This is a genomic window from Exiguobacterium sp. s16 (genome assembly GCF_018618115.1).
Classification (GTDB): domain Bacteria; phylum Bacillota; class Bacilli; order Exiguobacteriales; family Exiguobacteriaceae; genus Exiguobacterium; species Exiguobacterium mexicanum_A.
The window spans coordinates 450,402-474,635 of sequence record NZ_JACSLM010000001.1; the positions used below are offsets into that span (position 1 = coordinate 450,402).

Consider the following 24,234-nt stretch of genomic DNA (forward strand, 5'->3'; position numbering starts at 1 on the left):
CAATCTAAAGAATATATACTGCTATTAGTACCAGGTATTAAGTTCTTTAGCATAGAGTTTAGGAGGGAACTGAATGCGGGTACCTAAGAAAGAGCGGCAACGCTTATTGCAAGAAACGATTGATCGTAACCCGTTCATCAAAGACGAAGAGCTGTCGAAGCAGTTCGCCGTCAGTATTCAAACGATTCGTCTCGATCGGATGGAGTTGAAAATTCCGGAAGTGAGAGAACGGATTAAGCATGTAGCCTCTGAACACCTCGATGAAGTGAAGTCGCTCGCCATGAGCGAGGTCATCGGTGATATGATTGACTTGAAGCTCGATGAATCGGCCATCTCGGTTCTCGACATTGAGAGAGAACACGTCTTTAGCCGCAACGAGATCGCCCGGGGACATGTATTGTTCGCCCAGGCCAACTCGTTAGCGGTGGCGCTCATCAATGATGAATTGGCGTTGACCACTAAAGCGGACATCCGCTTCAGTCGCCAAGTCCATCTTGGAGAGCGAGTCGTTGCCAAGGCTCGTGTGATCAAACTGCGTCGGGACGGAAGAACGGACGTCACAGTGGATAGTTATGTCGGCGAAGAGTGTGTCTTTAGCGGAGACTTCACGATTTATCGTCGCGGTGAGGAGGAACAGGCATGAAATTAGCAATTGATGCAATGGGCGGGGATCACGCCCCGAAAGCGATCGTGGAAGGCGTCAAGCAGTTTGCCGACGCATTCCCGAACGAATCGATGGAACTGTTTTTAGTCGGAGATGAGGTCAAACTCGCTTCGTACGGGTTGACCGACCCGCGAATCAAAATCGTTCCAGCGAGCGAAGTCATCACCGGGGACGACGAACCGGTCCGAGCCGTCCGTCGCAAAAAGGACAGCTCACTCGTCGTGGCGGCCAAACTCGTCAAAGACGGAGAGGCCGACGCACTCGTCTCGGCTGGGAATACCGGTGCTCTCATGGCGGCGTCACTGTTCGTCATCGGACGGATCCCAGGAATCGAGCGCCCCGCGTTGTCACCTACGTTCCCTACATATACGGGTAGCGGTGTCGTCATTTTAGACGTCGGGGCCAACCCGGACGCGAAGGCCGAGCACTTGGTCGACTATGCGATCATGGGCTCGCTCTATGCCGAGCACGTTCGCGGCGTCAAACGTCCGCGGGTCGCGCTACTGAACATCGGGACCGAGGCTGGGAAAGGAAACGCCCTCACGAAAGAGGCGTACCCCCTCCTTGAACAAGCCCCGGTCCACTTTGTCGGCAACGTGGAAGCGCGCGAGGCGATGTCCGGTGATGTCGATGTCATCGTCACGGAAGGGTTCGCCGGAAACATCTTGCTCAAAGGTGTCGAAGGTTCGTCGTCGATGCTCATGAAGATGATGAAAGAGCAGTTCACGAGCGATCTCGTCTCGAAGCTCGCCGCTCTCGTCTTAAAACCGAAGTTGAAGCGATTGAAACAAACATTAGATTATCGGGAACACGGTGGGGCCGGCTTGTTCGGAATCAACGCCCCGGTCATTAAAGCACACGGTTCGAGCGACGCGCTCGCCATCATGAGCGCGCTTAAACAGGCGAAAATCATGGTCGATCACGACGTCGTCGCGAAAATCAAACAAGCAAAAGCCACAAACTAATTCAAAGAAGGTGAGTACATGGGGAAAACAGCATGGGTATTTCCGGGACAAGGGTCACAAGCCGTCGGCATGGGCCAAACGTTCCTCGACAATCCTGAACAACTGCAAGCGATCAACCGTCGCCTCGGATTTGATTTACTCGACGCCATGGCGGCAGGATCAAAAGAAGAGCTTCAACGGACAGAAGTGGCCCAACCGGCCATCGTGGCGCATGCGGCATCACTCGCACAAGCTCACGCCAAAACGGGGGCCACTCCAGACTTGGTGATCGGTCACAGCGTCGGAGAATATGCGGCACTCGTCGTCGCCGGCGTCATCGACTTGGAAGAAGCGAGCGTGCTCGTCCACGAACGCGGCAAGCTCATGTCAGAAGTGAAGGATGGGACGATGGCAGCCGTCATCGGTATGACCGATGTCGACGAAGCGTTCCATGTGACGGAGAAAATCAGTGCTAGCGGGAACCTTGTACAAATCGCCAACTACAACTGTCCGGGTCAGTTCGTCATCTCGGGGCATGTCGATGCGGTCAAACAGGCCGAAACAGACTTGAAAGAAGCAGGCGCGAAACGCGTCTTGCCGCTGAACGTCTCAGGGGCGTTCCACAGCTCCTACATGATGCCGGCCGCGACGCGGTTCAAAGATGTGCTCGCTTCTTCGCCGTTCAAACCGGCGGCGATTGGGATCATTTCCAACGTCGATGCGGATATCCATACCGACCCGGAAAAATTGAAAGCACTTCTCACCGAGCAATTGTACGCCTCGGTCCGATTCGAAGCGTGTGTTCGCAAAGCGATCGACGCTGGCGTCGACACGTTCATCGAATTCGGTCCGACGTCACCACTGTCAGGTCTTATCAAACGGATCGATTCGAAAGTGACGATCAAACAGGCGACGACGCTCGAAGAGGTGGCCGCGTTAGGAGGAGAAGTACGTGCATGACCAAGTAGCAATCGTGACAGGCGCATCTCGAGGAATCGGGGCCGCCATCGCGAAGCGTTTAGGGGAGGACGGCTTTCGGGTCGTCGTGAATTACTCGGGTAGTGTTGAGAAAGCGAACGCTGTCGTCAGCGAGATCGAAGCGAACGGTGGCGAGGCCATCGCCGTCAAAGCCGACGTCTCGAACAGTGATGATGTGAAAGCACTCATCAAGACGGCGGTCGACACGTACGGCCGCATCGATTGTCTCGTCAACAATGCAGGCATCACGCGGGATGGTCTGCTTATGCGCATGAAAGAAGCTGACTTTGACGATGTCCTGTCGACAAACTTGAAAGGTGCGTTCTTGACGTCGCAAGCCGCGACGCGGACGCTCTTGAAATCGAAGACGGGACGCATCATCAATATCGCTTCGGTCGTCGGGATCACGGGGAATGCCGGTCAGGCGAACTACGCGGCGGCGAAAGCGGGGCTCATCGGGCTGACGAAGTCGGTCGCGCGTGAACTCGCCGGACGTCACGTGACGGTGAACGCCGTCTGCCCTGGTTTCATCCAGACGGACATGACCGACGCGTTGACAGATGCGCAACGCGAGGCGACGCTCGGTCAAATCCCGTTCAATCGCTTCGGTCAGGTCGAAGATGTGGCGAACCTCGTCTCATTCCTCGCCTCTCACCAAGCGGCTTACGTGACGGGTCAGACGATTGCCGTTGACGGCGGCATGACGATGGCTTAAAATCAGAACTTTACCAATCGAAACACATTTTATATACTTTAATTTGGAGGGATTTTATCATGACAACAGAACAAATCTTAGTAGACGTACAAGCAGCAGTGGCAGAGAAACTCGGGAAAGATGTATCTGAGATCACAGCCGACAAATCATTCAAGGATGACCTCGGTGCGGATTCGCTCGAAGTAATGGAAATGGTCATGGACCTTGAAGACAAGTTCGATATCACAATCGAAGACGAAGATGCTGAGAAGCTCGCGACTGTTGGCGACGTCGTCGCTTACATCGAAACTAAATTGTAATCAAGCCTCCCACCGCTCGTCATGAGCGGTGGGCTTGTGCTTATACACGGAGGGAATTATGACAAAGGACAAGCGACGGTTTGACCGTCAAGGGTCGGCGCAACGGCGTCGGCGAAATGAGCTCGAGCGGTCACGGATTCTCGAGCAGTTTAAAGTACTTGAAGAACGGCTGTCGGTTCGATTCGCGAACCAAGACCTATTGATGCAAGCGTTCACCCACTCCTCATACGTCAACGAACAACGCGGTCTGAAAAAAGACAATGAGCGCTTAGAGTTTTTAGGCGACGCGGTGCTCGAGTTGACGGTGTCTCGATTTTTGTATGAGACGTATCCGGAGCGCTCCGAGGGGGAATTAACGAAGTTGCGGGCGGCCATCGTCTGTGAGCCGTCACTCGTCAACTTTGCGGAAGCCTATGCTTTCTCTGATTTTATCTTGCTTGGGAAAGGCGAAGAGTTGACCGGCGGACGCAAGCGTCCGGCGCTACTCGCGGATGTGTTCGAGTCATACATCGGCGCGCTCTATCTGGACCAAGGGATTGAACCAGTCGAACAGTTCCTCGCCGAAGCGGTTTTTCCGAAAGTCTTGGCCGGTGTGTTTGAAGAACAGACCGATTATAAGAGTCAGCTCCAAGAAAGCGTCCAGCGAGAAGGTCTCGGGCCTGTCTCGTACACGATTATCGAAGAGCGTGGTCCGGCCCATAGCCGGGAGTTCGTCGCCCATGCCCGTCTGTCAGACGATATCGTCGGCGAAGGCATCGGCCGATCGAAGAAAGAAGCCGAGCAACTCGCGGCGAAAGAAGCGTTGATCGAATTCAACCGGCAGTACGCCGGCCTATAAGAAAAGGAGTGGACCTCAATGGGTCCACTCCTTTTCTGTCATCTCATCACGTCAATTGTCCGAGTTCTTCGACAATCCCATCCACTTCAGAGATCGACAGCGATGAGCGGTTCATCACGTAGTCGTAAATCTCTTTGACGGCCGAGGCGTCGGCACGGTTATATTCTTCCGCTTTGATGGCGCCGCGGTTGATGATGTTCATTTTGTCGAGAATTTCCTCAATCATTTGTTCGTTAGTCATCGGTCGTACCCCTTTCTACAGTTCTTTTTAGAATAGCATGATTCTAGCATTTTGACGAACTGGCAACTGTGGTAAAATAAACAAATGAATGCTTACTGAGGATAGGATGGTCACGATGCACTTAAAACGAATCGAACTCGCTGGCTTTAAATCGTTTGCCAAGCGGATTGAACTGGATTTTCGTCCCGGCGTCACAGCCGTGGTTGGGCCGAACGGGAGCGGAAAATCAAATATATCGGACGCTGTTCGCTGGGTACTCGGTGAGCAGTCGGCCAAATCGCTCCGCGGAGCGAAAATGGAAGACGTCATCTTTGCCGGCAGTGAAGGTGAGAACCATCGCAACGTCGCCGAAGTGACGCTCGTCCTAGACAACACGGACGCCCATTTGCGGTTGCCATATGAAGAAGTCAGTGTGACGCGCCGCGTCACGCGGAGCGGCGACAGCGACTACTTCATGAACAAGAAGCCGTGCCGGCTTAAAGATGTGATCGACCTGTTCATGGATACGGGCCTATCACGCGATGCGTTCGCCATCATCGGGCAAGGACGGGTCGAGCAAGTCATCTCCGGGAAACCGGAAGATCGTCGGGCTGTCATCGAAGAAGCGGCCGGGGTGTTGAAGTACCGGCAGCGTAAAAAACAAGCCGAACGGAAGCTCCAAGACACCGAGTTGAACTTGTCTCGGGTCGATGACATTTTGTATGAACTCGCCGATCGGGTCGAACCGCTCCGAGAGCAGGCCGCGCTCGCACGCGAGTATCAAGTCGCCAAAGCGCGCCACGATGAGCTCGAGACGGGTATTCTCGGCGCCGAGATCACAGAACTTGGTACGGGCATCGCTCGTGTGTCCGAGCAACTGCGGACGGCCGAGACGAATCTCGCCGAGCAAGACGGCGCGTTGACCGCGATTTCAGAAGAGCGGACGACGCTTGAGGCGGCACTCGCCAAAGATCGAGAAACGCTCGACACGCTCCATCAAGAAGAACGGTCTCAAGCGACCGAGCTGGAACGGTTGACAGGTGAGATCAAGCTCGCGAAAGCCCGTGAAGAGCACGGGGCGGAGACGAAAGAACGCCTCGAGCGCCAACGTGTCGAATTGGCCGAAGAGACCGAACAGTTGACGCAGAAGTTGAACGTGGCAAACGCGGATATGGCGTCAAAAGCTGAGGCGTTACATACCGTGGAAGCGGCACGGGCCGAACTTGACGCGCAATTGACGGCGGCGACGCGTGACTTTAACGCAGAAATCGAACAGCTTCAAGGCGAAGCGTTCGAGTTGGCGACGACACGGGCCACGCTGAGCAACCAACAGAAGCGAGAACGGCGCGATATCGAACAAGCGGAAGAAGCGAAAGCTCGTCTGCTTCGTGAAAACAAGGATCGCCTTGACGTGCGGACCGAACAGACGGCATCACTCGAGGCCGAACAAGCTCGTCTCGACGAGGCTCGGGACACGTGGGAGACGCTCATGGCGGAAGAAGCTGATTTGACCGAACGGGAAGCGACGCTTCGAGACAAATTGTCGCGGGCCGAGCAGTCGTACCACGACCTTGACCGCCGGCGTCAGAAGACCGAGGACCGGATCGACTTGCTCGAACGGATGAAGCAGTCGTACGAAGGCTATTTCCATGCGGTCAAATTTGTCTTGAAAGAACGGGGACCGGGCGTGCTCGGTGCCGTCGCAGAATTGATTCGCGTTCTCCCGTCCTATGAGGCCGCCATCGAGACGGCGCTCGGTCAGACGCAACAACATATCGTCGTCGAGACGGAAGAGGTCGGACGCCGAGAGATTGAACGATTACGGAAAGCAAGTGCCGGACGAGCCACGTTCGTACCGATGACGAGCGTAAAGGAACGTTACGTCCCGAGTGAAGTCGCACACCGTCTCGAATCAGTCGACGGATTCGTCGGCATCGCCGCCGACCTCGTCGAGACGGACCCGGCCTACGAGAAATTGAAACGGTCGCTCCTCGGCGCCGTGATTGTGGCCAATTCCCTCGAGGTGGCCAACCGGATCGCCAAGACGACGGGGTATCGCTATCGCATCGTCACGCTCGAAGGGGATATCGTCAACGTTGGCGGTTCGATGACCGGGGGTAGCCGGAAGCAAGGTGTCGCCTTGTTCACCCAGTCCCGTGAACTCGATGATTTGAAGCAAGGATTGACGCAAGGGTTGGCCATGCTTCACGAGCAACAGTTGCGGGTGTCGACGTACACCGATGAGATGTCCCGACTGCGTGCGTCGCTCCAGACGCTCAGGCTCAAGAAGCGCGAGGCCGAAGAGACGCTCCGTTCGACGGAACAGGCGTTTAGAAACTTGGAACGGGTGTCGCAAGACGCCAAAGCGCAACTCGAACTGTTCGACCATGAGATGGCGCGTTACGCCCAAACAATCGCATCCGCCACAAATGAGTTGACAAGGCTCGCCGAAGAACTCGAGGCGACTGATGCATTGCAAGCCTCGATTCGGACCGAACTCGAGGCGCTCCGCGGCGAGCAAGCCAAAGGCGCCGAGACGACGGGGCAACTTCAGACAGCCATTCGTCAAAATGAACTCGATCGTCAACGCAATATGCTCGACCTCGACCGCGTCCGCGCAGAAGTCGAGCGGCTCGAGGCCGAGGTCGCTAAACAGACGTCCCGTCTCGGACAGATCGAGCGTGAGCTCGAACATGTGGCAAGCGGCCGGGTCGTCTCGTCTGCCGAGCTCGAGCTCGAGCACGTCGAGGCGGTCAAACAGATGGACGGATTGAAAGAGCGGATGGCGTTGCATACGAAACAGCTCCACGCCGAAGAAGAGTCGTATCGCATCCTCAGACAGCGTGAACAACAGGCGTCGGACGTGCGTCGTCGGGTCGAGGCGGATGTCCGCAAGCTCGAGACCGAGGCGAACGAGCTCGAGTTGAAGCGGAAGTGGAAACTCGACGCGCTCGAGGAACGAGGGCTCGTCCTCGATTTGCTTCCGACCCTCACGATACCGCTCGATGAGGCGAAAGAAGAGTTCAAACTGCTCGTTCGTCAAATCGAAGAAATCGGACCGGTCAACTTGAACGCGATCGAGGAGTTCGACCTCGTCAATGAACGCTTCATGTTCTTGTCCGAGCAACGGGACGACCTCGTCAGCGCCAAAGAGGATTTATACGACATCATCACCGAGATGGACCGTGAAGTGACGCGCTTGTTCAAAGAGACGTACACGCTCGTTCGTGGTCACTTTAAACAGACGTTCAACGAGCTGTTCGGCGGGGGGGAGGCAGATTTGAAACTAGTCGACGAGTCCGACCTGCTCAACACGGGCATCGAGATCGTCGCCAAACCGCCCGGGAAGAAGTTGCAGACGCTCAGTCTGTTATCCGGCGGAGAGCGGGCCTTGACGGCGATCGCGCTTCTGTTCGCCATCCTGAAAACGAGACCCGTCCCGTTCTGTGTGCTCGATGAAGTCGAGGCGGCTCTCGACGAGGCGAACGTCCATCGGTTCGGGGAATATATCCGGACGCTCTCAATCGATACACAATTCGTCATCATCACCCACCGTAAAGGGACGATGGAGGCGGCGGACACGCTCTACGGCGTGACGATGCAACAAAACGGTGTCTCCGAGGTGCTTTCGGTCGAACTATCCGAAGCGAAGCGCGTCGTCGAGACGGAACAAGAGATGGAGGAATTAAGTTGAGTTTTTTTAAGAAGTTAAAAGATAAATTGACGACCTCGACACAAGAGGTGTCGCAAAAGTTTACCGACGGATTGACGAAGACACGAGACGGATTTGCCAGTGCCGTCAACGACCTCGTCTATCGGTTCCGCGAAGTCGATGAGGATTTCTTCGATGAACTCGAGGATTTGCTCATCCAAGCGGATGTCGGCGTGACGACGACGATGGACCTCGTCGAAGATTTGAAAGAAGAAGTGAAACGTCGCAATTTGAAAGACCCGGTCGCTGTCCGTGACGCCCTCGTCGAAGTCGTGGCGAACCGTCTCCAAGAAGACGAGGCGGATCGTGAGTTGAACATGCAGGACGGATTGACGGTCATCTTGTTCGTCGGCGTCAATGGTGTCGGCAAAACGACGACGATCGGCAAACTCGCCCATCAATTGAAGTCGGAAGGGCGTTCGGTCATGCTCGCGGCAGGCGACACGTTCCGGGCCGGTGCCATCGATCAGCTCCAAGTCTGGGGCGAACGCGTCGGAGTCCCGGTCATCCGTCAAGCCGAAGGATCGGACCCGGCCGCGGTCGTGTTCGACGCTGTGCAGGCAGCGAAATCACGCGGCGTCGACGTCTTGATTTGTGACACGGCCGGACGTTTGCAAAACAAGGTCAACTTGATGAAAGAGCTCGAGAAAGTGAAGCGCGTCATCGAACGTGAAGTACCGAACGGGCCGCACGAGGTATTGCTCGCGTTAGATGCCACAACGGGACAAAACGCGATGGTTCAAGCGAAAGCGTTCAAAGAAGCGACGAACGTGAGCGGGATCGTCCTCACGAAGCTCGACGGGACGGCTAAAGGTGGGATCGTGCTTGCGATTCGAAACGAGCTCGATATCCCGGTCAAATATGTCGGTCTCGGTGAGAAAGTTGATGATTTACAGGCGTTCGACCCGGAACAGTTCGTGTACGGATTATTCGGGGACATCTTCGAAGAAAAACAACAGACAAACGATGACCTCGCCTAACTTTCACTGTTAAGAAAAAAACTTGACAAGAGGTGGGGACGGCTGTACTATTGGTAGTTGTAAAGGGATTTCACTTAACATGTGGAGGTGGAGGTCATGTCGCTCGAAAAGACGAATCGAATGAACTATCTGTTCGATTTTTATCAAGCGCTTCTCACACCGAAACAGCGCAACTATATGTCTCTTTATTACCTAGATGACTACTCGCTCGGAGAGATTGCGGAAGAGTTTGAAGTCAGCCGTCAAGCGGTCTACGATAACATAAAGCGTACCGAAGCGATGCTTGAGCAGTATGAGGAGAAGTTGGCCTTGTTCGAGAAATTCGAACAGCGGCAACAACTGCTTCAAACGCTCAAACGTCAAGTCGAGCACTCGCCCGATTTGACGGAAACGATTTCGGCGCTTGAGAATTTAGAGTAGGGGGCTGAAGCATGGCATTTGAAGGATTATCCGAACGGTTGCAATCGACACTGGCGAAAATGCGGGGGAAAGGTAAAATTTCCGAAGCAGATGTCAAAGAGATGATGAGAGAAGTTCGTCTCGCTCTCCTTGAAGCCGATGTCAACTTCAAAGTGGTCAAACAGTTCGTCAACGACGTGAAAGAACGGGCCATCGGCCAAGACGTCATGAAATCGTTGACACCTGGCCAACAAGTTGTCAAAATCGTTCATGAAGAGCTAACGAACTTGATGGGAAGCGACGTCGTCCCAATCACATTTAACCCAAAACCACCGACAGTCGTCATGATGGTCGGGTTACAAGGTGCGGGGAAAACGACGACGACCGGTAAGCTCGCGAATTTGATTCGCAAAAAGCATAACCGGAGTCCACTTCTCGTCGCGGCAGATATTTATCGGCCTGCGGCCATCAAACAGCTCGAGACACTCGGCAAGCAGCTCGATTTACCGGTGTTCTCACTTGGCGACCAAGTGAAGCCGGAAGAAATCGTCACAAAAGCGCTCGAGTACGCCAAAACCAATCATCACGATTTCGTGTTGATCGATACGGCCGGTCGACTTCATATTGACGAGACGCTCATGGGCGAGCTCGAAAACGTGAAGACGATTGCCAAACCAAATGAAATCTTCCTCGTCGTCGATGCGATGACGGGTCAAGATGCGGTCAACGTGGCCGATAGCTTCAATGAGAAACTCGGAATCACCGGCGTCGTGCTCACGAAGCTCGACGGTGACACACGTGGTGGGGCAGCCCTTTCAATCAAGGCAGTCACGGGAGCGCCGATTAAGTTCGTCGGTCTCGGTGAAAAGTTGGATGCCCTCGAACCTTTCCACCCGGAACGCATGGCGTCACGGATTCTTGGAATGGGTGACGTGCTCACGCTCATTGAAAAAGCCGAGTCACAGATGGACCAAGATGCCGCGAAAGAGCTTGAAAGCAAAATTCGCGACGCATCGTTCACGTTCGATGATTTTATCGAGCAATTGGGTCAAGTGAAAAACATGGGCCCGATTGATGAATTGCTCTCGATGTTACCTGGTGCAGGTAAGATGAAAGGGTTGAAGAACGTCCAAATCGACGAGAAGCAACTTGATCATGTCGAGGCGATCATTCGCTCGATGACGAAGCATGAGCGCTCCAATCCTGAAGTGCTCAACGCGAGTCGTCGCAAGCGGATCGCAAAAGGGAGCGGTCGCTCCATCCAGGAAGTGAACCGTCTCATCAAACAGTTCGATGACATGAAGAAGCTCATGAAGCAGATGTCAGGACAAATGAAAGGGAAGAAAAAAGGTCTTGGCCTTCCATTCTTCTAAGAAAACTTTTGTCAGTCGGACAAAAAAGCAGTATACTATTGAAGTTGTCAATTCTTAAACACATGATGGAGGTATATTACCATGGCAGTTAAAATTCGTCTCAAGCGCATGGGCGCAAACAAATCACCTTTCTACCGGATCGTTGTAGCTGATTCACGTTCACCACGTGATGGCCGCTTCATCGAGCAACTCGGTCACTACAACCCGGTTGCAAAACCAGAAGCAGAAGTTCGCATCAACGAAGAACTCGCTCTCAAATGGTTGGCAGACGGCGCGAAGCCATCTGACACAGTACGTAACTTGTTCTCTAAAGCAGGGATCATGGAGAAATTCCACAACGCGAAAAACGCGAAGTAAGGATGTGGCCGACCTTTTATGAGGTCGGCCCATTTTTGTGAGGAGGCATAACAATGGAATGGTTATACGTAGGTAAGATCGCCAACACCCATGGCTTAAAAGGAGAATTGAAGTTGCTCGCCGCGACCGATTTTCCGGCGGAGCGCTTCAAGAAGGGCGAGACGCTCTATTTAGACATCGACCGCAAGAAAGTGCCGTTCGAAGTGACGACGTATCGTCCACACAAGCAGTTCCATCTCGTCACGTTCAAAGGGCTCGAGAATATCAATCTCGTCGAGAAATATAAAGGGATGAAGCTGTATGTCCACGTCGAGCACGTCCACGAGTTGCCGGAACATGAGTTTTATTACCATGAGATTATCGGCTGTGAGGCTGTCGTCGATGGTGAGGTCATCGGAGTCGTCGATGACATCTTCGAGACCGGCGCGAACGACGTCTGGGTCATCAAACGTCCTGGCAAGTCGGATGCGCTCATCCCGTACATCGAATCGGTCGTGAGCGACATCGATGTCGAGGCGAAACGTGTCGTCATCACCCCGATTCCGGGAATGATCGACGATGAAGATTGATGTCTTAACCTTATTCCCTGAGATGTTCGCCCCGCTCGATCATTCGATCGTCGGACGGGCGCGCACGCTCGGTCACGTCGAGATGGCGTTCACGAACTTCCGTGACTTCTCGACGAACAAGCACCACAAAGTCGACGATTATCCGTACGGGGGCGGGGCGGGCATGCTACTCACCCCGCAACCGATTTTTGACGCCTTTGACGCGATCGCGAAGACGCGTCCCCGTGTCATCGTCACGACACCGACCGGACGCCGTTTTGATCAACGAATGGCAGAAGAGTGGGCGTCCGAGGAACACCTCATCTTTTTGTGCGGTCATTATGAAGGGTTCGACCAACGGATCCATGACGAGCTCGCGACGGACGAAGTGTCAATCGGCGATTTCGTCATGACCGGCGGTGAGCTCGCGGCGATGGTTATGATCGATGCCACGGTGCGCCTCATCCCGGAAGTGCTCGGCGACCAGGCGAGCCACGAGGACGACTCGTTTTCGACGGGACTCCTCGAATATCCGCACTATACGCGTCCAGCCGACTTCCGGGGTCTCAAGGTACCGGACGTCCTCTTGTCGGGCAATCATGCCAACATCGAGACGTGGCGTCGTGAACGGTCACTTGAACGCACGTATCGACGGCGGCCGGAACTGCTCGAGCAAATCGACCTGTCGAAGGCGGATAAAAAATTCATTGAATCGTTGCGCGATTGACCAAATTATGCTATGTTTGAGCATGTGGGTTAACCCCCACCGATTACCGATGTTCCGCTGTTGGATGCTTGGGCAGATGAAGATATGAACATTGAAGAAAAAGGAGAACAATTCATGAACACACAAAAACTGTTCCGTGAAATCACAGAAGAACAATTCAAATCGGACGTACCTGCTTTCCGTCCTGGTGACACAGTACGTGTCCACGTTAAAGTCGTAGAGGGAACGCGTGAGCGTATCCAGATCTTCGAAGGCGTTGTCATTAAGCGTAAAGGTGGCGGCATCAGCGAAACATTCACAGTCCGTAAGATTTCTTACGGCGTAGGTGTTGAGCGTGCATTCCCGCTTCACTCACCGCGTGTCGCGCAAATCGAAGTCGTTCGTTACGGTAAAGTCCGTCGTGCGAAACTCTACTACCTCCGCAACCTTCGCGGTAAAGCAGCACGTATTAAAGAAATCCGTCGTTAAGATGGGGATTAAGCTTGTCGCTTGCGACAAGCTTCTTTTTTTCTAGTACAATAAGTTCAAACGGACAGAGGAGTGAGGCAAGTTGAAAGAAGTGTTCAGTTGGCTTAAGGCGATCGTCGTGGCGCTCGTCATCGCGTTCGTGATCCGGACGTTCATCTTTGTACCTGTCATCGTCGAGGGAGAGTCAATGATGCCGACGCTCCAAAATGCCGATCGCATGATCGTCAGCAAAATTTCGAACTACGTCGGTGAGCTCGATCGGGGCGATATTATCGTCTTCCACGCGACGGAATCAAAAGACTATATTAAACGCGTCATCGCCATTCCTGGCGACACGCTCGAATATCGGGACGATACGCTTTACTTGAACGGCGAAGCGGTCGAAGAACCGTATTTAGAGGATTTCCAGGCCCAGATGAACGGCTTTCCTCTTACCGAAAACTTCACGCTCGAACAAGTGACGGGCGAAACAGTCGTCCCGGAAGGTTCGTACTTCGTGATGGGTGACAATCGACAAAACTCGAAAGACAGCCGTGAAATCGGCTTTGTCCCGAAAGAGGACGTCGTCGGCAAAACGAACTTCGTGTTCTGGCCGCTCGGCGATTTCGGGACCGTACAAGAATAAGGTGGTGTTTTTTTGGCAATTCAATGGTTCCCTGGCCACATGGCCAAGGCACGAAGACAAGTAACAGAAAAGTTAAAGCTCATCGATGTCGTCATCGAACTCGTCGATGCACGCGTCCCACAATCGAGCCGTAACCCGATGGTCGATGAGATCACAGAAGGCAAACCGCGTCTCATCGTCTTGAATAAAGCCGATATGGCCGATCCCGTCGTCACCGACGCCTGGCTCCGCGCCTTGAAGCGTGACGACGTCGAGGTCGTCGCCGTCGACGCGAAACATAGCAAAGGCTTGAAGCAGCTCATGTCGGGCGCCGAGAAGCTCATGCAAGAAAAGCATGACCGCATGCGTGAGAAAGGCCGGAATCCCGGTCCGATCCGCGCCCTCATCATCGGCATCCCGAACGTCGGGAAATCGACGCTCATCAACCGCCTCGCTGGACGCAATATCGCTGTCACTGGCGACCGTCCGGGTGTCACTAAGCGTCAGCAATGGATCAAGATGAAGGGCGGCGAGATGGAATTGCTCGATACGCCGGGGATTCTGTGGCCGAAGTTCGAGGACCAGATGGTCGGTTATCGCTTGGCGGCGACCGGTGCCATCAAGGACGATATTTTGAACCTTGATGATATCGCGCTCTATGCGGCCCGTGAGCTATCGGCCCGCTATCCAGAACAGGTGAAAGAGCGATTCAAAATCGATCAACTGCCGGAAGACGCCGTCGAACTGCTCGAATTGATCGGGAAGAAACGTGGACTCGTCAGCGGCGGCTACGTCGATTTCGAGAAGGCGAGCGAATTACTATTGAACGAACTACGTCATGAGAAAATCGGACGGGTCTCTCTTGAGACACCGGCCGACCATGACATGGCGTGAAGTCCTGTGCAAACAGGGCTTTTTTGAATAGGAGGAACAGCATGACGATTCAAGCGATTAAACAACGGCTACAGACGGTCCGATATGAAGAGTGGGAAGCAGTCCGGGCCGAACTGAAGGATGACCCGCGCGCAGGCGTCCAGACGTTGCTCAGGCAGCGTGAGCGCCAGTTCAAGGTCGAACGTGAGCGCCAGGACGATTATGCGGCCCGGAGCGTGTTCGAGGACGAGTTGAAGGCAAACGGCTACGTCCGCATCGGTGGCGTCGATGAGGTCGGTCGAGGACCGCTCGCCGGTCCGGTCGTCGCCGCGGCCGTCATCTTGCCGGAAGGATTTTATCATCCGGGCTTGAACGACTCGAAACTGATGTCGCCATCAGCACGTGAAGTCGCGTATCGGGCCCTCATGGACGAGGCCATGGTCGGCGTCGGCATCGTCGACGCCGACGTGATTGACCGCGTCAACATTTACGAGGCGACGAAACTCGCGATGATGGAGGCGGTCCGGCAACTCGGTGAAGTCGATGCGCTCTTGATTGACGCGATGACGCTCGAGCTCGACGTCCCGCAACAATCGCTCATCAAAGGCGACGCCCGGAGCGTATCGATCGCGGCGGCGAGCGTCGTCGCCAAAGTCGTCCGTGACAACATGATGGAAGACTACGCCGTCCTCTATCCCGGCTACGGTTTCGAACAGAACGCCGGTTACGGGACGAAAGCGCACTTGGCCGGACTAGCGGAACATGGGATCACGCCAATCCACCGAAAATCGTTCGCGCCGATTAAACATATGTAGGAGGGGTCATCATGCGGATCGATCATCAAGGCGTCATGCCGTTCAAAGTCACGGAACAGAATTCGCGGCAATTGCTCATCGGCAATACGGTCGTCGGTCGGGTGCTCCAGCTGCTGCCGGGCGGCGAGGCGGTCATGCAACTGCCGCAAGGCTTGTTCCGGGTCGGGGTGAACGCTGACGTCAAAGAGAATGTCACGTACAAGATGGTCGTCACCGAGCTCGAACCGAAGCTCGTCTTGAAAGTCGTGCCGCAACAAGCAGAAGCCCTTGCGCAAGCAGCACGGTCCCCGCTCGCCCTTTTAAGTTCGGAACTCGGACGGCTCGCCCGTCAGCCGCTCGACACGCCTGAATCGCTTCAGGCGCAAGGGCGTCAACTGCTCGAGAGCGGAGCCGGGTCGGATGTGAAGCAACTCATCGGCGAATTGTTCAAAGCGAAAGGGGACCCGAAGTTCGAGCAGTTCGTCCGGGCACAGGAGACGTTCAATGCCCTTCAGACGCCGCCATACGTCGCTCAAGCATTTCACATACCGCAATTAGGACCGTTTGAACAAGTCCGATTCCGCCTCGAGGCGCCGAAGGGCGAGATGATTGACGCCGACCACGCACGCATCGTCCTATTTTTGGAGACACCGAAGTTTGGAGAGACGGGTATCGATCTGCTCGTCCAAAAGCGACACGTCACGATCAAAGTGTTCAATGAACGGCACAATTTGAGCCCGTTCGTCAACGCTTATGAGCCGTCGCTCAGCAAGGCGCTTGAAGCGAGCGGCTATGAACTGTCACGCTTCTCTTTCGAAGAAAAGCGGGAATCCGTGCCAGACACGTTCGCCCCGCTCGGAAAGGTGGACCAACGCATATGACGGACCGTAAGCAAGCGATCGCCTTGTCCTACGAGCAATCGATGGATTCCCCGCGTGTCGTCGCCAAAGGGGGCGGACTCGTCGCCGAGCGCATGCTCGCGCTCGCGCAGGAGAACGGGGTCCCGATCCATGAGGACCCGGCGCTATTGTCACTATTGTCCGCTTTACAGATTGAGGAGCATATCCCGGACGACCTTTATCAGGTCATCGCCGAGCTTTTCGTGTTTCTTTATCAGATGGAACAAGGAAAAATCGAAGATGTCTAGGGGTAGATGTGAAAAAAAGATGAAAACTTAAAGCAAGAACGATAGACAGCGCTTTCAGTTTTTCGTTACAATAGACGTGCCGATATTAAAGGGGACTAAGGGGGAAACGAAATGAATATCCATGAGTATCAGGCGAAAGAATTGCTTCGTGCGTTCGGAGTGGCCGTACCTACGGGCTATCCGGCGTTTAGTGTTGAAGAAGCAGTTACAGCCGCTGCCAAGCTAGACGGTGAACTAAAAGTTGTCAAAGCCCAGATTCACGCAGGGGGCCGCGGGAAAGCCGGCGGTGTCAAACTTGCGAAGACGGATGAGGAAGTCAAACAGTATGCGTCAGAGATTCTCGGCAAGACGCTCGTCACGCACCAGACTGGACCTGAAGGGAAAGTCGTGCAACGCCTTTACATCGAAGAAGGATCTGCGATTGATCAAGAATTTTACTTAGGACTTGTGCTTGACCGTTCGATCGGCCGAATTGTCATCATGGGTTCATCAGAAGGCGGTATGGACATCGAAGAAGTCGCTGAACATACGCCAGAAAAAATTCATAAAGAAGTCGTCGACCCGGTCGTCGGACTCCGTCCGTTCCAAGCGCGTCGTCTTGCCTTCAAGATGGAAGTGCCGACCAAGCTCGTCAACAAGTTCAGTGACATGGTCATGAAACTGTACAAAGTGTATGTCGAGACGGATTGTACGATCGCAGAGATCAACCCGCTCGTCACGACGAAAGACGGAAACGTCATCGCCCTCGATGCGAAGCTCAACTTCGACAGCAACGCGCTCTATCGTCATACAGACATCGTCGATCTTCGTGACACGACGGAAGAAGACCCGCGTGAAGTCGAGGCGTCGAAACACGACCTCAGCTATATCGCGCTCGATGGAAATATTGGTTGCCTCGTCAACGGAGCCGGTCTCGCTATGGCGACGATGGATATCATCAAGCACTACGGCGCCGAACCCGCTAACTTCCTCGATGTAGGCGGCGGTGCGACGAAAGAAAAAGTAACGGAAGCGTTCAAATTGATTTTGTCAGACGACCAAGTCAAAGGCATTTTCGTCAACATCTTCGGTGGCATCATGAAATGTGACATCATCGCTGAAGGTATCGTCGCGGCGACGAAAGAAATCGGTCTCGATTTACCACTCGTCGTCCGTTTAGAAGGCACGAACGTGGATGCGGGACGACGCATTCTCGATGAATCTGGACTTGCGATCACTTCGGCGAGCTCGATGGCTGACGGTGCAGAAAAAATCGCGGCACTCGTTCGATAAGGGGGAAACGACATGAGTATTTGGGCGAATCAAGATACAAAAGTGATCATTCAAGGGATCACGGGGAAACAAGGTCTGTTCCACGGCGAACAGATGCTGGCTTATAACACAAAATTGGTCGGAGGCGTGACACCTGGAAAAGGTGGCACGACCGTACTTGACGGCGTACCAGTCTTCAACACGGTGTCAGAGGCCGTTGAAGCAACGGGCGCGAACGCATCGATCATCTACGTACCACCGGCTTTCGCAGCCGATTCAATCATGGAAGCGGCCGATAGCGGGATTGAACTGATCATCTGTATCACAGAAGGCATCCCGGTCATCGACATGATTCAAGTGAAACGTTACCTCGAGGACAAACCGGCCCGTCTCATCGGACCGAACTGCCCGGGAATCATCACGCCAGGGGAAGCAAAACTTGGCATCATGCCAGGCTATATCCATACGAAAGGCCACGTCGGTATCGTCTCGCGTTCAGGGACGCTCACGTACGAGGCGGTCCATCAGTTGACGACGGCCGGGATTGGACAATCGACAGCGGTCGGAATCGGTGGAGACCCGGTCAACGGGACGAACTTCATCGATACGCTCCAAGCGTTCAACGAAGATGAGGACACGAAAGCGGTCATCATGATCGGTGAAATCGGTGGAACGGCCGAAGAAGAAGCCGCCGAATGGGTGAAGGCGAACATGACGAAGCCAGTCATCGGCTTCATCGGTGGTCAAACCGCTCCTGAAGGGAAACGGATGGGCCATGCGGGCGCCATCATCTCAGGCGGAAAAGGAACGGCCGCCGAGAAAATCAAGACGTTGAACGCCAACGGGATCGAAGTCGCCGAGACGCCTGCCGTCATCGGAGAGACGCTCATCCGGGTGTTGAAGCAAGAAGGATTGTATGAAGCTTGCGTGACGGGTCAACCGACCACGTAAACCATTCGGAAATGAGGGATGCGCGCCATCCCTCATTTTTTTAGAGGTGATTGTGATGAATCAAACAATCGCTCGATTCGCGGCTGAACGGCTGCCGGTCGAGTTCGTCCATCATTACTTATCGCATCCGGGTTCGAGCACTCGTCCCTTCCATCCGAACGTCTGGAACAAAGCAAAACGGGCGCTTCGTTCAACGGTCACGTACGACCGTTTTTTGACGTGGGAAGACGACGCGTTCCCGCGCGCGTTGCTCGACATTCCGAACCCTCCGTATTGTTTGTTTTACCGAGGCGATTTAGAGGTACTACAACAACAAACGACCGCTTTGGTCGGAAGCCGTGAATTGAATCGCATCAGCCATCGTCTCGTCGAGCATTTCTACCCTTTAATAGAAGAAACTGTCTCGGTATCGGGCGGTGCGCTCGGCATCGATGGTCTCGTCCATGAGTTGGCACTCCAGCATAACCGTCCGACAATCGCTGTCCTCGGAGCGGGCTTTTCACACATGTATCCTCAAGCGCATGCGCCACTGTTCGAACGAATTTCGAGACACGGGTTACTCCTCACCGAATACCCACCGGAAACACCTGTCAAAAAATTTCAATTTTTAGAACGTAATCGTCTCGTCAGCGGACTCGGCGATCAGCTCGTCGTCATTCAGGCCCGTCAGAAGAGCGGGACGATGAATACGGTCGGACATGCGCTCGAGCAAGGAAAGACGGTGTTTGCGGTACCTGGAAGCCCGCTTGATCCGCTCGCGGCAGGTCCGAATCGATTGATTGAGGACGGGGCGATTCCATTGACGACTTCCGACCAAATTCTAATGCGTTCAAGGATTGGACGTTGACAAACTAGCGACAACATGAATATTATGGTAGGGATTTAAAACGACCTCTAAAAGGGGAGCAGATGTATGGCAAAATATTTGGTGATCGTCGAATCACCGGCGAAAGCAAAGACAATTAAACGTTATTTAGGATCGAATTACACGGTCAAAGCGTCAATGGGTCACGTTATCGATTTACCGAAAAGTCAACTCGGTGTCGACGTGGAACATGACTTTGAACCGAAGTACATTACGATTCGTGGAAAAGGCCCAGTTTTGAAAGAATTGAAGACGGCAGCCAAAAAAGCGACGAAAATCTTTCTCGCGGCTGACCCGGATCGCGAAGGGGAAGCGATCGCCTGGCATCTAGCGCGTGCCCTCGGTGTCGACGAAACGACAGAATGTCGGGTCGTCTTTAACGAGATCACGAAAGATGCGATCAAGGAGTCATTCAAGCACCCACGTAAAATCAATCACGATCTCGTCGACGCCCAACAAGCGCGGCGAATTTTGGATCGTCTCGTCGGATACGGGATGAGCCCATTATTATGGAAGAAAGTCAAAAAAGGCTTATCGGCCGGACGTGTCCAATCAGTGGCCGTCAAAATGATCATCGACCGGGAGCGGGAGATCAACGCCTTCGACCCAGAAGAGTATTGGACGATCAAACTCATGCTCAACCATGAAGGCGAATTGTTCGAGACTTCGTTTTATGGGAAAGACGGGAAGAAACTGGAGCTCAAGAGCGAGGCAGACGCCGACGCGGTGCTCAACGCGATCGACGACTCGTTCAAAGTCATCGATGTCACGAAGAAAGAGCGGAAGCGGAACGCCTCGCTCCCGTTTACGACAAGTTCGCTCCAACAGGATGCGGCCCGTAAGCTCAACTTCCGTGCCAAGAAAACGATGATGCTCGCGCAACAGCTTTACGAAGGGATTGACCTCGGTAAGAAAGAAGGTACCGTCGGTTTGATCACGTATATGCGTACCGATTCGACACGGATCTCAGATTTGGCGAAAGAAGAAGCGAAATCGTATATCGAATCCACATTCGGAGAAGAGTACGTCGCATTGCAGAAACAAAAAGAGAAGAAGGCGGCAAACGCCCAGGATGCCCACGAAGCGATTCGTCCGACATCGGCGTTACGTGACCCGGCCTCGGTCAAAGCATACCTGTCACGCGACCAGCTCCGACTGTACAAGTTGATTTGGGAACGTCTCGTGGCGAGCCAAATGGCGCCGGCCATCCTCGACACGGTAAAAATCGACGTCGAATCGAACGGCATGATTTTCCGTGCCAACGGGTCGACCGTCAAATTCCCAGGTTTCATGAAAGTGTATATCGAATCGAAAGATGATGATATCGAAGATACGAATCCAGAAAAAGAAGGATTGCTCCCACCGCTCGAAGTCGACGACCTCGTCAAGTTCGACACGATCGAGCCGAAACAGCACTTCACCCAACCGCCGCCGCGTTATAGCGAGGCACGGCTCGTCCGGGCGATGGAAGAGCTCGGGATCGGTCGTCCGTCGACATATGCACCGACGCTCGACACGATTCAAAAACGCGGCTACGTCGTCCTCGAAGAGAAGAAGTTCGTCCCGACGGAGCTCGGTGAACTTGTTATCGAGATGATTGACGAGTATTTCAACGATTTCATCACCGTACAGTTCACGGCCGACATGGAGACGCTCCTCGACTCGATCGAGAACGAGGAAGTCCAATGGACCGACGTCGTTGCCCCAATCTATCGCAGTTTCGAGAAACGCTTGAAACGGGCCGAGGCCGAGATCGAGAAGATTGAAGTGAAAGATGAACCGGCTGGCATCGACTGTGAAGTATGCGGTGCGCCGATGGTCATCAAAATGGGCCGCTACGGTAAATTTATGGCGTGCTCGAACTTCCCGAACTGTACGAACACGAAACCGGTACAAGTCGAGATCGGCGTCCCATGTCCGAGCTGCAAAGACGGACAAGTCGTCGAACGACGCAGTAAAAAAGGTCGTCTATTCTACGGCTGCTCGAACTATCCAGACTGCGACTTCGTCTCATGGGACAAACCGGTCGCGAAACCGTGTCCGGAATGTGGTAAGATGATGGTCGAGAAAAAAATCAAAGACGGCGTGAAATATCAATGTACGAACTGTACCCATGCCGAGGTACATCAGTTAGAGGAGGATTAACTTTGCAGCAACGTGTAACTGTGATCGGAGCGGGCCTCGCCGGCTCCGAGGCGGCTTGGCAACTCGCGAAGCGCGGGATTCAAGTCGATTTGTATGAAATGAGACCGGTGCGAAAGACGCCGGCACACCATACGGACCAATTCGCGGAATTGGTCTGCTCGAACTCGCTCCGGGCGAACGGGCTCCAAAATGCGGTCGGTGTCTTGAAGGAAGAGATGCGTACGCTCGACTCGCTCATCTTGAAAGCGGCGGATACGGCGAGCGTACCGGCCGGCGGCGCTCTCGCCGTCGACCGTCACGACTTCGCAGGATTCGTGACCGACACGTTGAAAAACCATCCGAACGTGACCGTGCACAACGAAGAGATCACGGCGATTCCGGACGGGATCGTCATCATGGCGACCGGGCCGCTCACATCGCCTGACCTTTCGGCTTCGCTCAAAGCGTTCACTGGTGAAGACTATTTGTACTTCTACGACGCAGCCGCTCCAATCTTGGACGGCGAGACGATCGACCGGGACAAGGTTTACTTGAAGTCACGTTACGATAAGGGCGAAGCGGCCTACCTCAACTGTCCGATGACAGAAGAGGAGTTCGACTTGTTCTATGACGAACTCGTCAAAGCCGAAGTCGTCCCGCTCAAAGAGTTCGAGAAAGAGATTTACTTCGAAGGCTGCATGCCGTTTGAAGTACTCGCCCAACGCGGCAAGAAGACGCTCTTGTTCGGACCGATGAAGCCGGTCGGCCTTGAAGATCCAAAGACGGGCAAACGTCCGCATGCGGTCGTGCAATTGCGGCAAGATAACTCGGCCGGGACGCTCTTCAACTTGGTTGGTTTCCAGACGCACCTGAAATGGGGCGAACAGAAACGAATCATTCAATTGATTCCAGGTCTTGAGAACGCCGAGATCGTGCGTTACGGTGTCATGCACCGGAACACGTTCATCAACTCACCGAGCCTCTTGAAACCGACGTATCAGGCCCGCACACGCGACACGTTGTTCTTTGCCGGCCAGATGACCGGTGTCGAAGGGTATGTCGAGTCGGCGGCCTCCGGTCTCCTCGCCGGGATCAACGCGGCGAAGCTGATCGCTGGGGAAGAGCTCGTCGTTCTCCCGCGTGAGACGATGCTCGGTTCGATGGCGCACTACATCACGACAACGGACGGGAAACACTTCCAACCGATGAACGCGAACTTCGGTCTCGTGCCGTCGCTTGAAGACGCTCCGAAGAAGATGAAGAAACAAGAACGTTACGAGCGCTACGCGAACCGTGCCCTCGAAACGATTGAACAGTATAAAGAGATTTAAGGGAAAGGAGCCATTTTTTGGCTCCTTTTTGATGAATCTAAATTTCAATTGTGTAATTTGTACAACACTTTGAAAATTTTCAGATTATTGAAGAGGTATCTATTGTCACCTCTGACTGTGTATGCTATGCTAATTTCGATTTGACGGGAACATGCGTTTTTAAGCTGAAAACGAGGAGGCGAGAGGATGAGATTCGTTGACGATCAACAATCGTTTTTGCGCTATTGCCAAGTCGAACGCCGACTGTCTCCTCATACAAAACGCTCTTACGAGCAGACGCTCGACCAGTACGCCGTTTATTGCCAATCGACACATCAAGATCCTTATGATGTGCAGTCGGCGCGGCGTTATTTATATGCTCTTTATGAGGCAGACACCGCCACGACGACGGTCGCCCAAAAAGTATCGTGTCTCAAACAATTCGGGAAATTTGTGGCACGTGAAACGGGCGGTGAACCGTTGTTTCATGGTTTGACGTCACCGAAACGGCGAAAGACGCTACCGACGTTCGCCGTGCCGAGCGAGGTCGAACAGCTTTTGAAGGCAGCCGAAGGGCAAGACGACCCATTCCTACGGGCACGTGATGTCGCGATCGTCGAGATGTTGTACGGGACAGGCATGCGTGTCGCCGAGTTGTGCGGCATGGACGTGTCGTCCTACGATGCGGGCCTCGCGTTCGTCCATGTCGTCGGGAAAGGGAAGAAAGAACGTTACATCCCAATCGGGCAGTTCGCCATCACGGCGCTCGACCGTTACGTAGACATGCGGCAAACGTGCGCGACGACTCAGGAAACGGCATTATTTCTCAGTCAAAAAGGGAATCGGGTGACAACGGACCAAATTCGCTACGTCATGAAGCGACTCCGGAAGCTGGGAGGCCTTCACAAGCCGTTGACGCCACACTCACTCCGTCACAGTTTTGCGACGGACCTGCTCGAGCGCGGGGCGGACCTTCGCGCCGTCCAGGAACTGCTCGGACACGAGTCGCTCTCCACGACCGGACGTTATACCCACGTCTCGACCGAGCGTCTGCGAGCGGTCTATCAAGCTACACATCCGAGAAAGTAGGAGG

The 24,234-nt window shown here is 54.0% G+C and carries 26 protein-coding genes; 25 read left to right on the top strand and 1 reads right to left on the bottom strand.

Annotation, left to right across the window (positions count from 1 at the left end):
- The first annotated feature begins 73 nt into the window (after nt 1–73).
- Genes fapR through rnc form a run of 6 tightly spaced genes read left to right on the top strand, consistent with a single transcriptional unit; the run spans nt 74 to nt 4,438 of the window.
- Nucleotides 74–643, top strand: a complete 570-nt coding sequence (gene fapR / locus KNP86_RS02330) for a transcription factor FapR (RefSeq protein ID WP_021067087.1) — start codon at nt 74–76, stop codon at nt 641–643.
- Nucleotides 640–1,629 (top strand): phosphate acyltransferase PlsX, encoded by a 990-nt coding sequence (gene plsX / locus KNP86_RS02335; RefSeq protein ID WP_034777147.1) that lies wholly within the window; start codon nt 640–642, stop codon nt 1,627–1,629. The genes fapR and plsX overlap by 4 nt, the downstream gene beginning before the upstream one ends.
- Before the next feature lie 18 nt (nt 1,630–1,647).
- The gene (fabD, locus tag KNP86_RS02340) at nt 1,648–2,568 is read left to right on the top strand and encodes an ACP S-malonyltransferase (protein ID WP_214752694.1); all 921 of its coding nucleotides are present in this window, start codon (nt 1,648–1,650) and stop codon (nt 2,566–2,568) included.
- Entirely contained in the window at nt 2,561–3,301 is a 741-nt protein-coding gene (fabG, locus tag KNP86_RS02345) for a 3-oxoacyl-[acyl-carrier-protein] reductase (RefSeq protein WP_214752696.1), read from the top strand. The genes fabD and fabG overlap by 8 nt, the downstream gene beginning before the upstream one ends.
- A 59-nt stretch (nt 3,302–3,360) precedes the next feature.
- Nucleotides 3,361–3,600, top strand: coding sequence for an acyl carrier protein (acpP, locus tag KNP86_RS02350; protein WP_021067091.1), 240 nt, complete (start codon nt 3,361–3,363; stop codon nt 3,598–3,600).
- Nucleotides 3,601–3,658: 58 nt separating this feature from the next.
- Nucleotides 3,659–4,438, top strand: a complete 780-nt coding sequence (gene rnc / locus KNP86_RS02355) for a ribonuclease III (RefSeq protein ID WP_214752698.1) — start codon at nt 3,659–3,661, stop codon at nt 4,436–4,438.
- Nucleotides 4,439–4,484: 46 nt separating this feature from the next.
- Here the strand turns inward: rnc and KNP86_RS02360 are convergent, their stop codons facing one another.
- Complete coding sequence (locus KNP86_RS02360) at nt 4,485–4,679, bottom strand: DUF1128 family protein (RefSeq protein ID WP_021067093.1); 195 nt, start codon at nt 4,677–4,679, stop codon at nt 4,485–4,487.
- Nucleotides 4,680–4,794: 115 nt separating this feature from the next.
- Here KNP86_RS02360 and smc point away from each other — a divergent pair, with 115 nt between their 5' ends.
- The 19 genes from smc (at nt 4,795) to KNP86_RS02455 (ending at nt 24,230) form a co-directional block, all read left to right on the top strand.
- Nucleotides 4,795–8,352, top strand: coding sequence for a chromosome segregation protein SMC (gene smc, locus KNP86_RS02365; RefSeq protein ID WP_214752699.1), 3,558 nt, complete (start codon nt 4,795–4,797; stop codon nt 8,350–8,352).
- Nucleotides 8,349–9,350: a signal recognition particle-docking protein FtsY gene (ftsY, locus tag KNP86_RS02370; RefSeq protein WP_034777152.1), complete on the top strand. Its 1,002-nt coding sequence runs from the start codon at nt 8,349–8,351 to the stop codon at nt 9,348–9,350. The genes smc and ftsY overlap by 4 nt, the downstream gene beginning before the upstream one ends.
- Before the next feature lie 96 nt (nt 9,351–9,446).
- Entirely contained in the window at nt 9,447–9,770 is a 324-nt protein-coding gene (locus tag KNP86_RS02375; RefSeq protein ID WP_034777154.1) for a putative DNA-binding protein, read from the top strand.
- 11 nt (nt 9,771–9,781) lie between these two features.
- Nucleotides 9,782–11,122 (top strand): signal recognition particle protein, encoded by a 1,341-nt coding sequence (gene ffh / locus KNP86_RS02380; protein ID WP_034777156.1) that lies wholly within the window; start codon nt 9,782–9,784, stop codon nt 11,120–11,122.
- Nucleotides 11,123–11,203: 81 nt separating this feature from the next.
- Entirely contained in the window at nt 11,204–11,479 is a 276-nt protein-coding gene (gene rpsP, locus KNP86_RS02385; protein WP_021067098.1) for a 30S ribosomal protein S16, read from the top strand.
- Between the two features lie 53 nt (nt 11,480–11,532).
- Nucleotides 11,533–12,048 carry a ribosome maturation factor RimM gene (gene rimM, locus KNP86_RS02390; RefSeq protein WP_214752701.1) on the top strand — a complete coding sequence of 172 codons (516 nt, stop codon included), beginning with the start codon at nt 11,533–11,535 and terminating at the stop codon, nt 12,046–12,048.
- On the top strand, nt 12,038–12,754 hold the full coding sequence (trmD, locus tag KNP86_RS02395; RefSeq protein WP_214707443.1) for a tRNA (guanosine(37)-N1)-methyltransferase TrmD: 717 nt from the start codon (nt 12,038–12,040) through the stop codon (nt 12,752–12,754). Before rimM ends, trmD begins: the two co-directional genes overlap by 11 nt.
- A gap of 114 nt (nt 12,755–12,868) precedes the next feature.
- The gene (gene rplS / locus KNP86_RS02400) at nt 12,869–13,222 is read left to right on the top strand and encodes a 50S ribosomal protein L19 (RefSeq protein WP_015881369.1); all 354 of its coding nucleotides are present in this window, start codon (nt 12,869–12,871) and stop codon (nt 13,220–13,222) included.
- A gap of 82 nt (nt 13,223–13,304) precedes the next feature.
- Nucleotides 13,305–13,847 carry a signal peptidase I gene (gene lepB, locus KNP86_RS02405; RefSeq protein ID WP_034777162.1) on the top strand — a complete coding sequence of 181 codons (543 nt, stop codon included), beginning with the start codon at nt 13,305–13,307 and terminating at the stop codon, nt 13,845–13,847.
- 12 nt (nt 13,848–13,859) lie between these two features.
- Nucleotides 13,860–14,720 (top strand): ribosome biogenesis GTPase YlqF, encoded by an 861-nt coding sequence (gene ylqF / locus KNP86_RS02410; protein WP_138859614.1) that lies wholly within the window; start codon nt 13,860–13,862, stop codon nt 14,718–14,720.
- A 41-nt stretch (nt 14,721–14,761) separates the two neighbouring features.
- Complete coding sequence (locus KNP86_RS02415) at nt 14,762–15,514, top strand: ribonuclease HII (RefSeq protein ID WP_214752702.1); 753 nt, start codon at nt 14,762–14,764, stop codon at nt 15,512–15,514.
- 11 nt (nt 15,515–15,525) lie between these two features.
- A complete protein-coding gene (locus KNP86_RS02420; protein ID WP_214752704.1) occupies nt 15,526–16,374 on the top strand; it encodes a hypothetical protein in 849 nt (282 codons plus the stop codon).
- Nucleotides 16,371–16,640, top strand: a complete 270-nt coding sequence (locus tag KNP86_RS02425) for an EscU/YscU/HrcU family type III secretion system export apparatus switch protein (RefSeq protein ID WP_034777170.1) — start codon at nt 16,371–16,373, stop codon at nt 16,638–16,640. The genes KNP86_RS02420 and KNP86_RS02425 overlap by 4 nt, the downstream gene beginning before the upstream one ends.
- A gap of 111 nt (nt 16,641–16,751) precedes the next feature.
- Nucleotides 16,752–17,912 (top strand): ADP-forming succinate--CoA ligase subunit beta, encoded by a 1,161-nt coding sequence (sucC, locus tag KNP86_RS02430; protein ID WP_034777171.1) that lies wholly within the window; start codon nt 16,752–16,754, stop codon nt 17,910–17,912.
- A gap of 12 nt (nt 17,913–17,924) precedes the next feature.
- Nucleotides 17,925–18,842 carry a succinate--CoA ligase subunit alpha gene (gene sucD / locus KNP86_RS02435; protein ID WP_034777173.1) on the top strand — a complete coding sequence of 306 codons (918 nt, stop codon included), beginning with the start codon at nt 17,925–17,927 and terminating at the stop codon, nt 18,840–18,842.
- 55 nt (nt 18,843–18,897) lie between these two features.
- Nucleotides 18,898–19,689: a DNA-processing protein DprA gene (gene dprA / locus KNP86_RS02440; protein ID WP_214707451.1), complete on the top strand. Its 792-nt coding sequence runs from the start codon at nt 18,898–18,900 to the stop codon at nt 19,687–19,689.
- A 66-nt stretch (nt 19,690–19,755) separates the two neighbouring features.
- A complete protein-coding gene (gene topA, locus KNP86_RS02445) occupies nt 19,756–21,852 on the top strand; it encodes a type I DNA topoisomerase (protein ID WP_214752706.1) in 2,097 nt (698 codons plus the stop codon).
- Entirely contained in the window at nt 21,804–23,162 is a 1,359-nt protein-coding gene (gene trmFO / locus KNP86_RS02450) for an FADH(2)-oxidizing methylenetetrahydrofolate--tRNA-(uracil(54)-C(5))-methyltransferase TrmFO (protein ID WP_214752708.1), read from the top strand. Before topA ends, trmFO begins: the two co-directional genes overlap by 49 nt.
- A gap of 186 nt (nt 23,163–23,348) precedes the next feature.
- Nucleotides 23,349–24,230, top strand: coding sequence for a tyrosine-type recombinase/integrase (locus tag KNP86_RS02455; protein ID WP_214752710.1), 882 nt, complete (start codon nt 23,349–23,351; stop codon nt 24,228–24,230).
- The last annotated feature ends 4 nt before the right edge of the window (nt 24,231–24,234 follow it).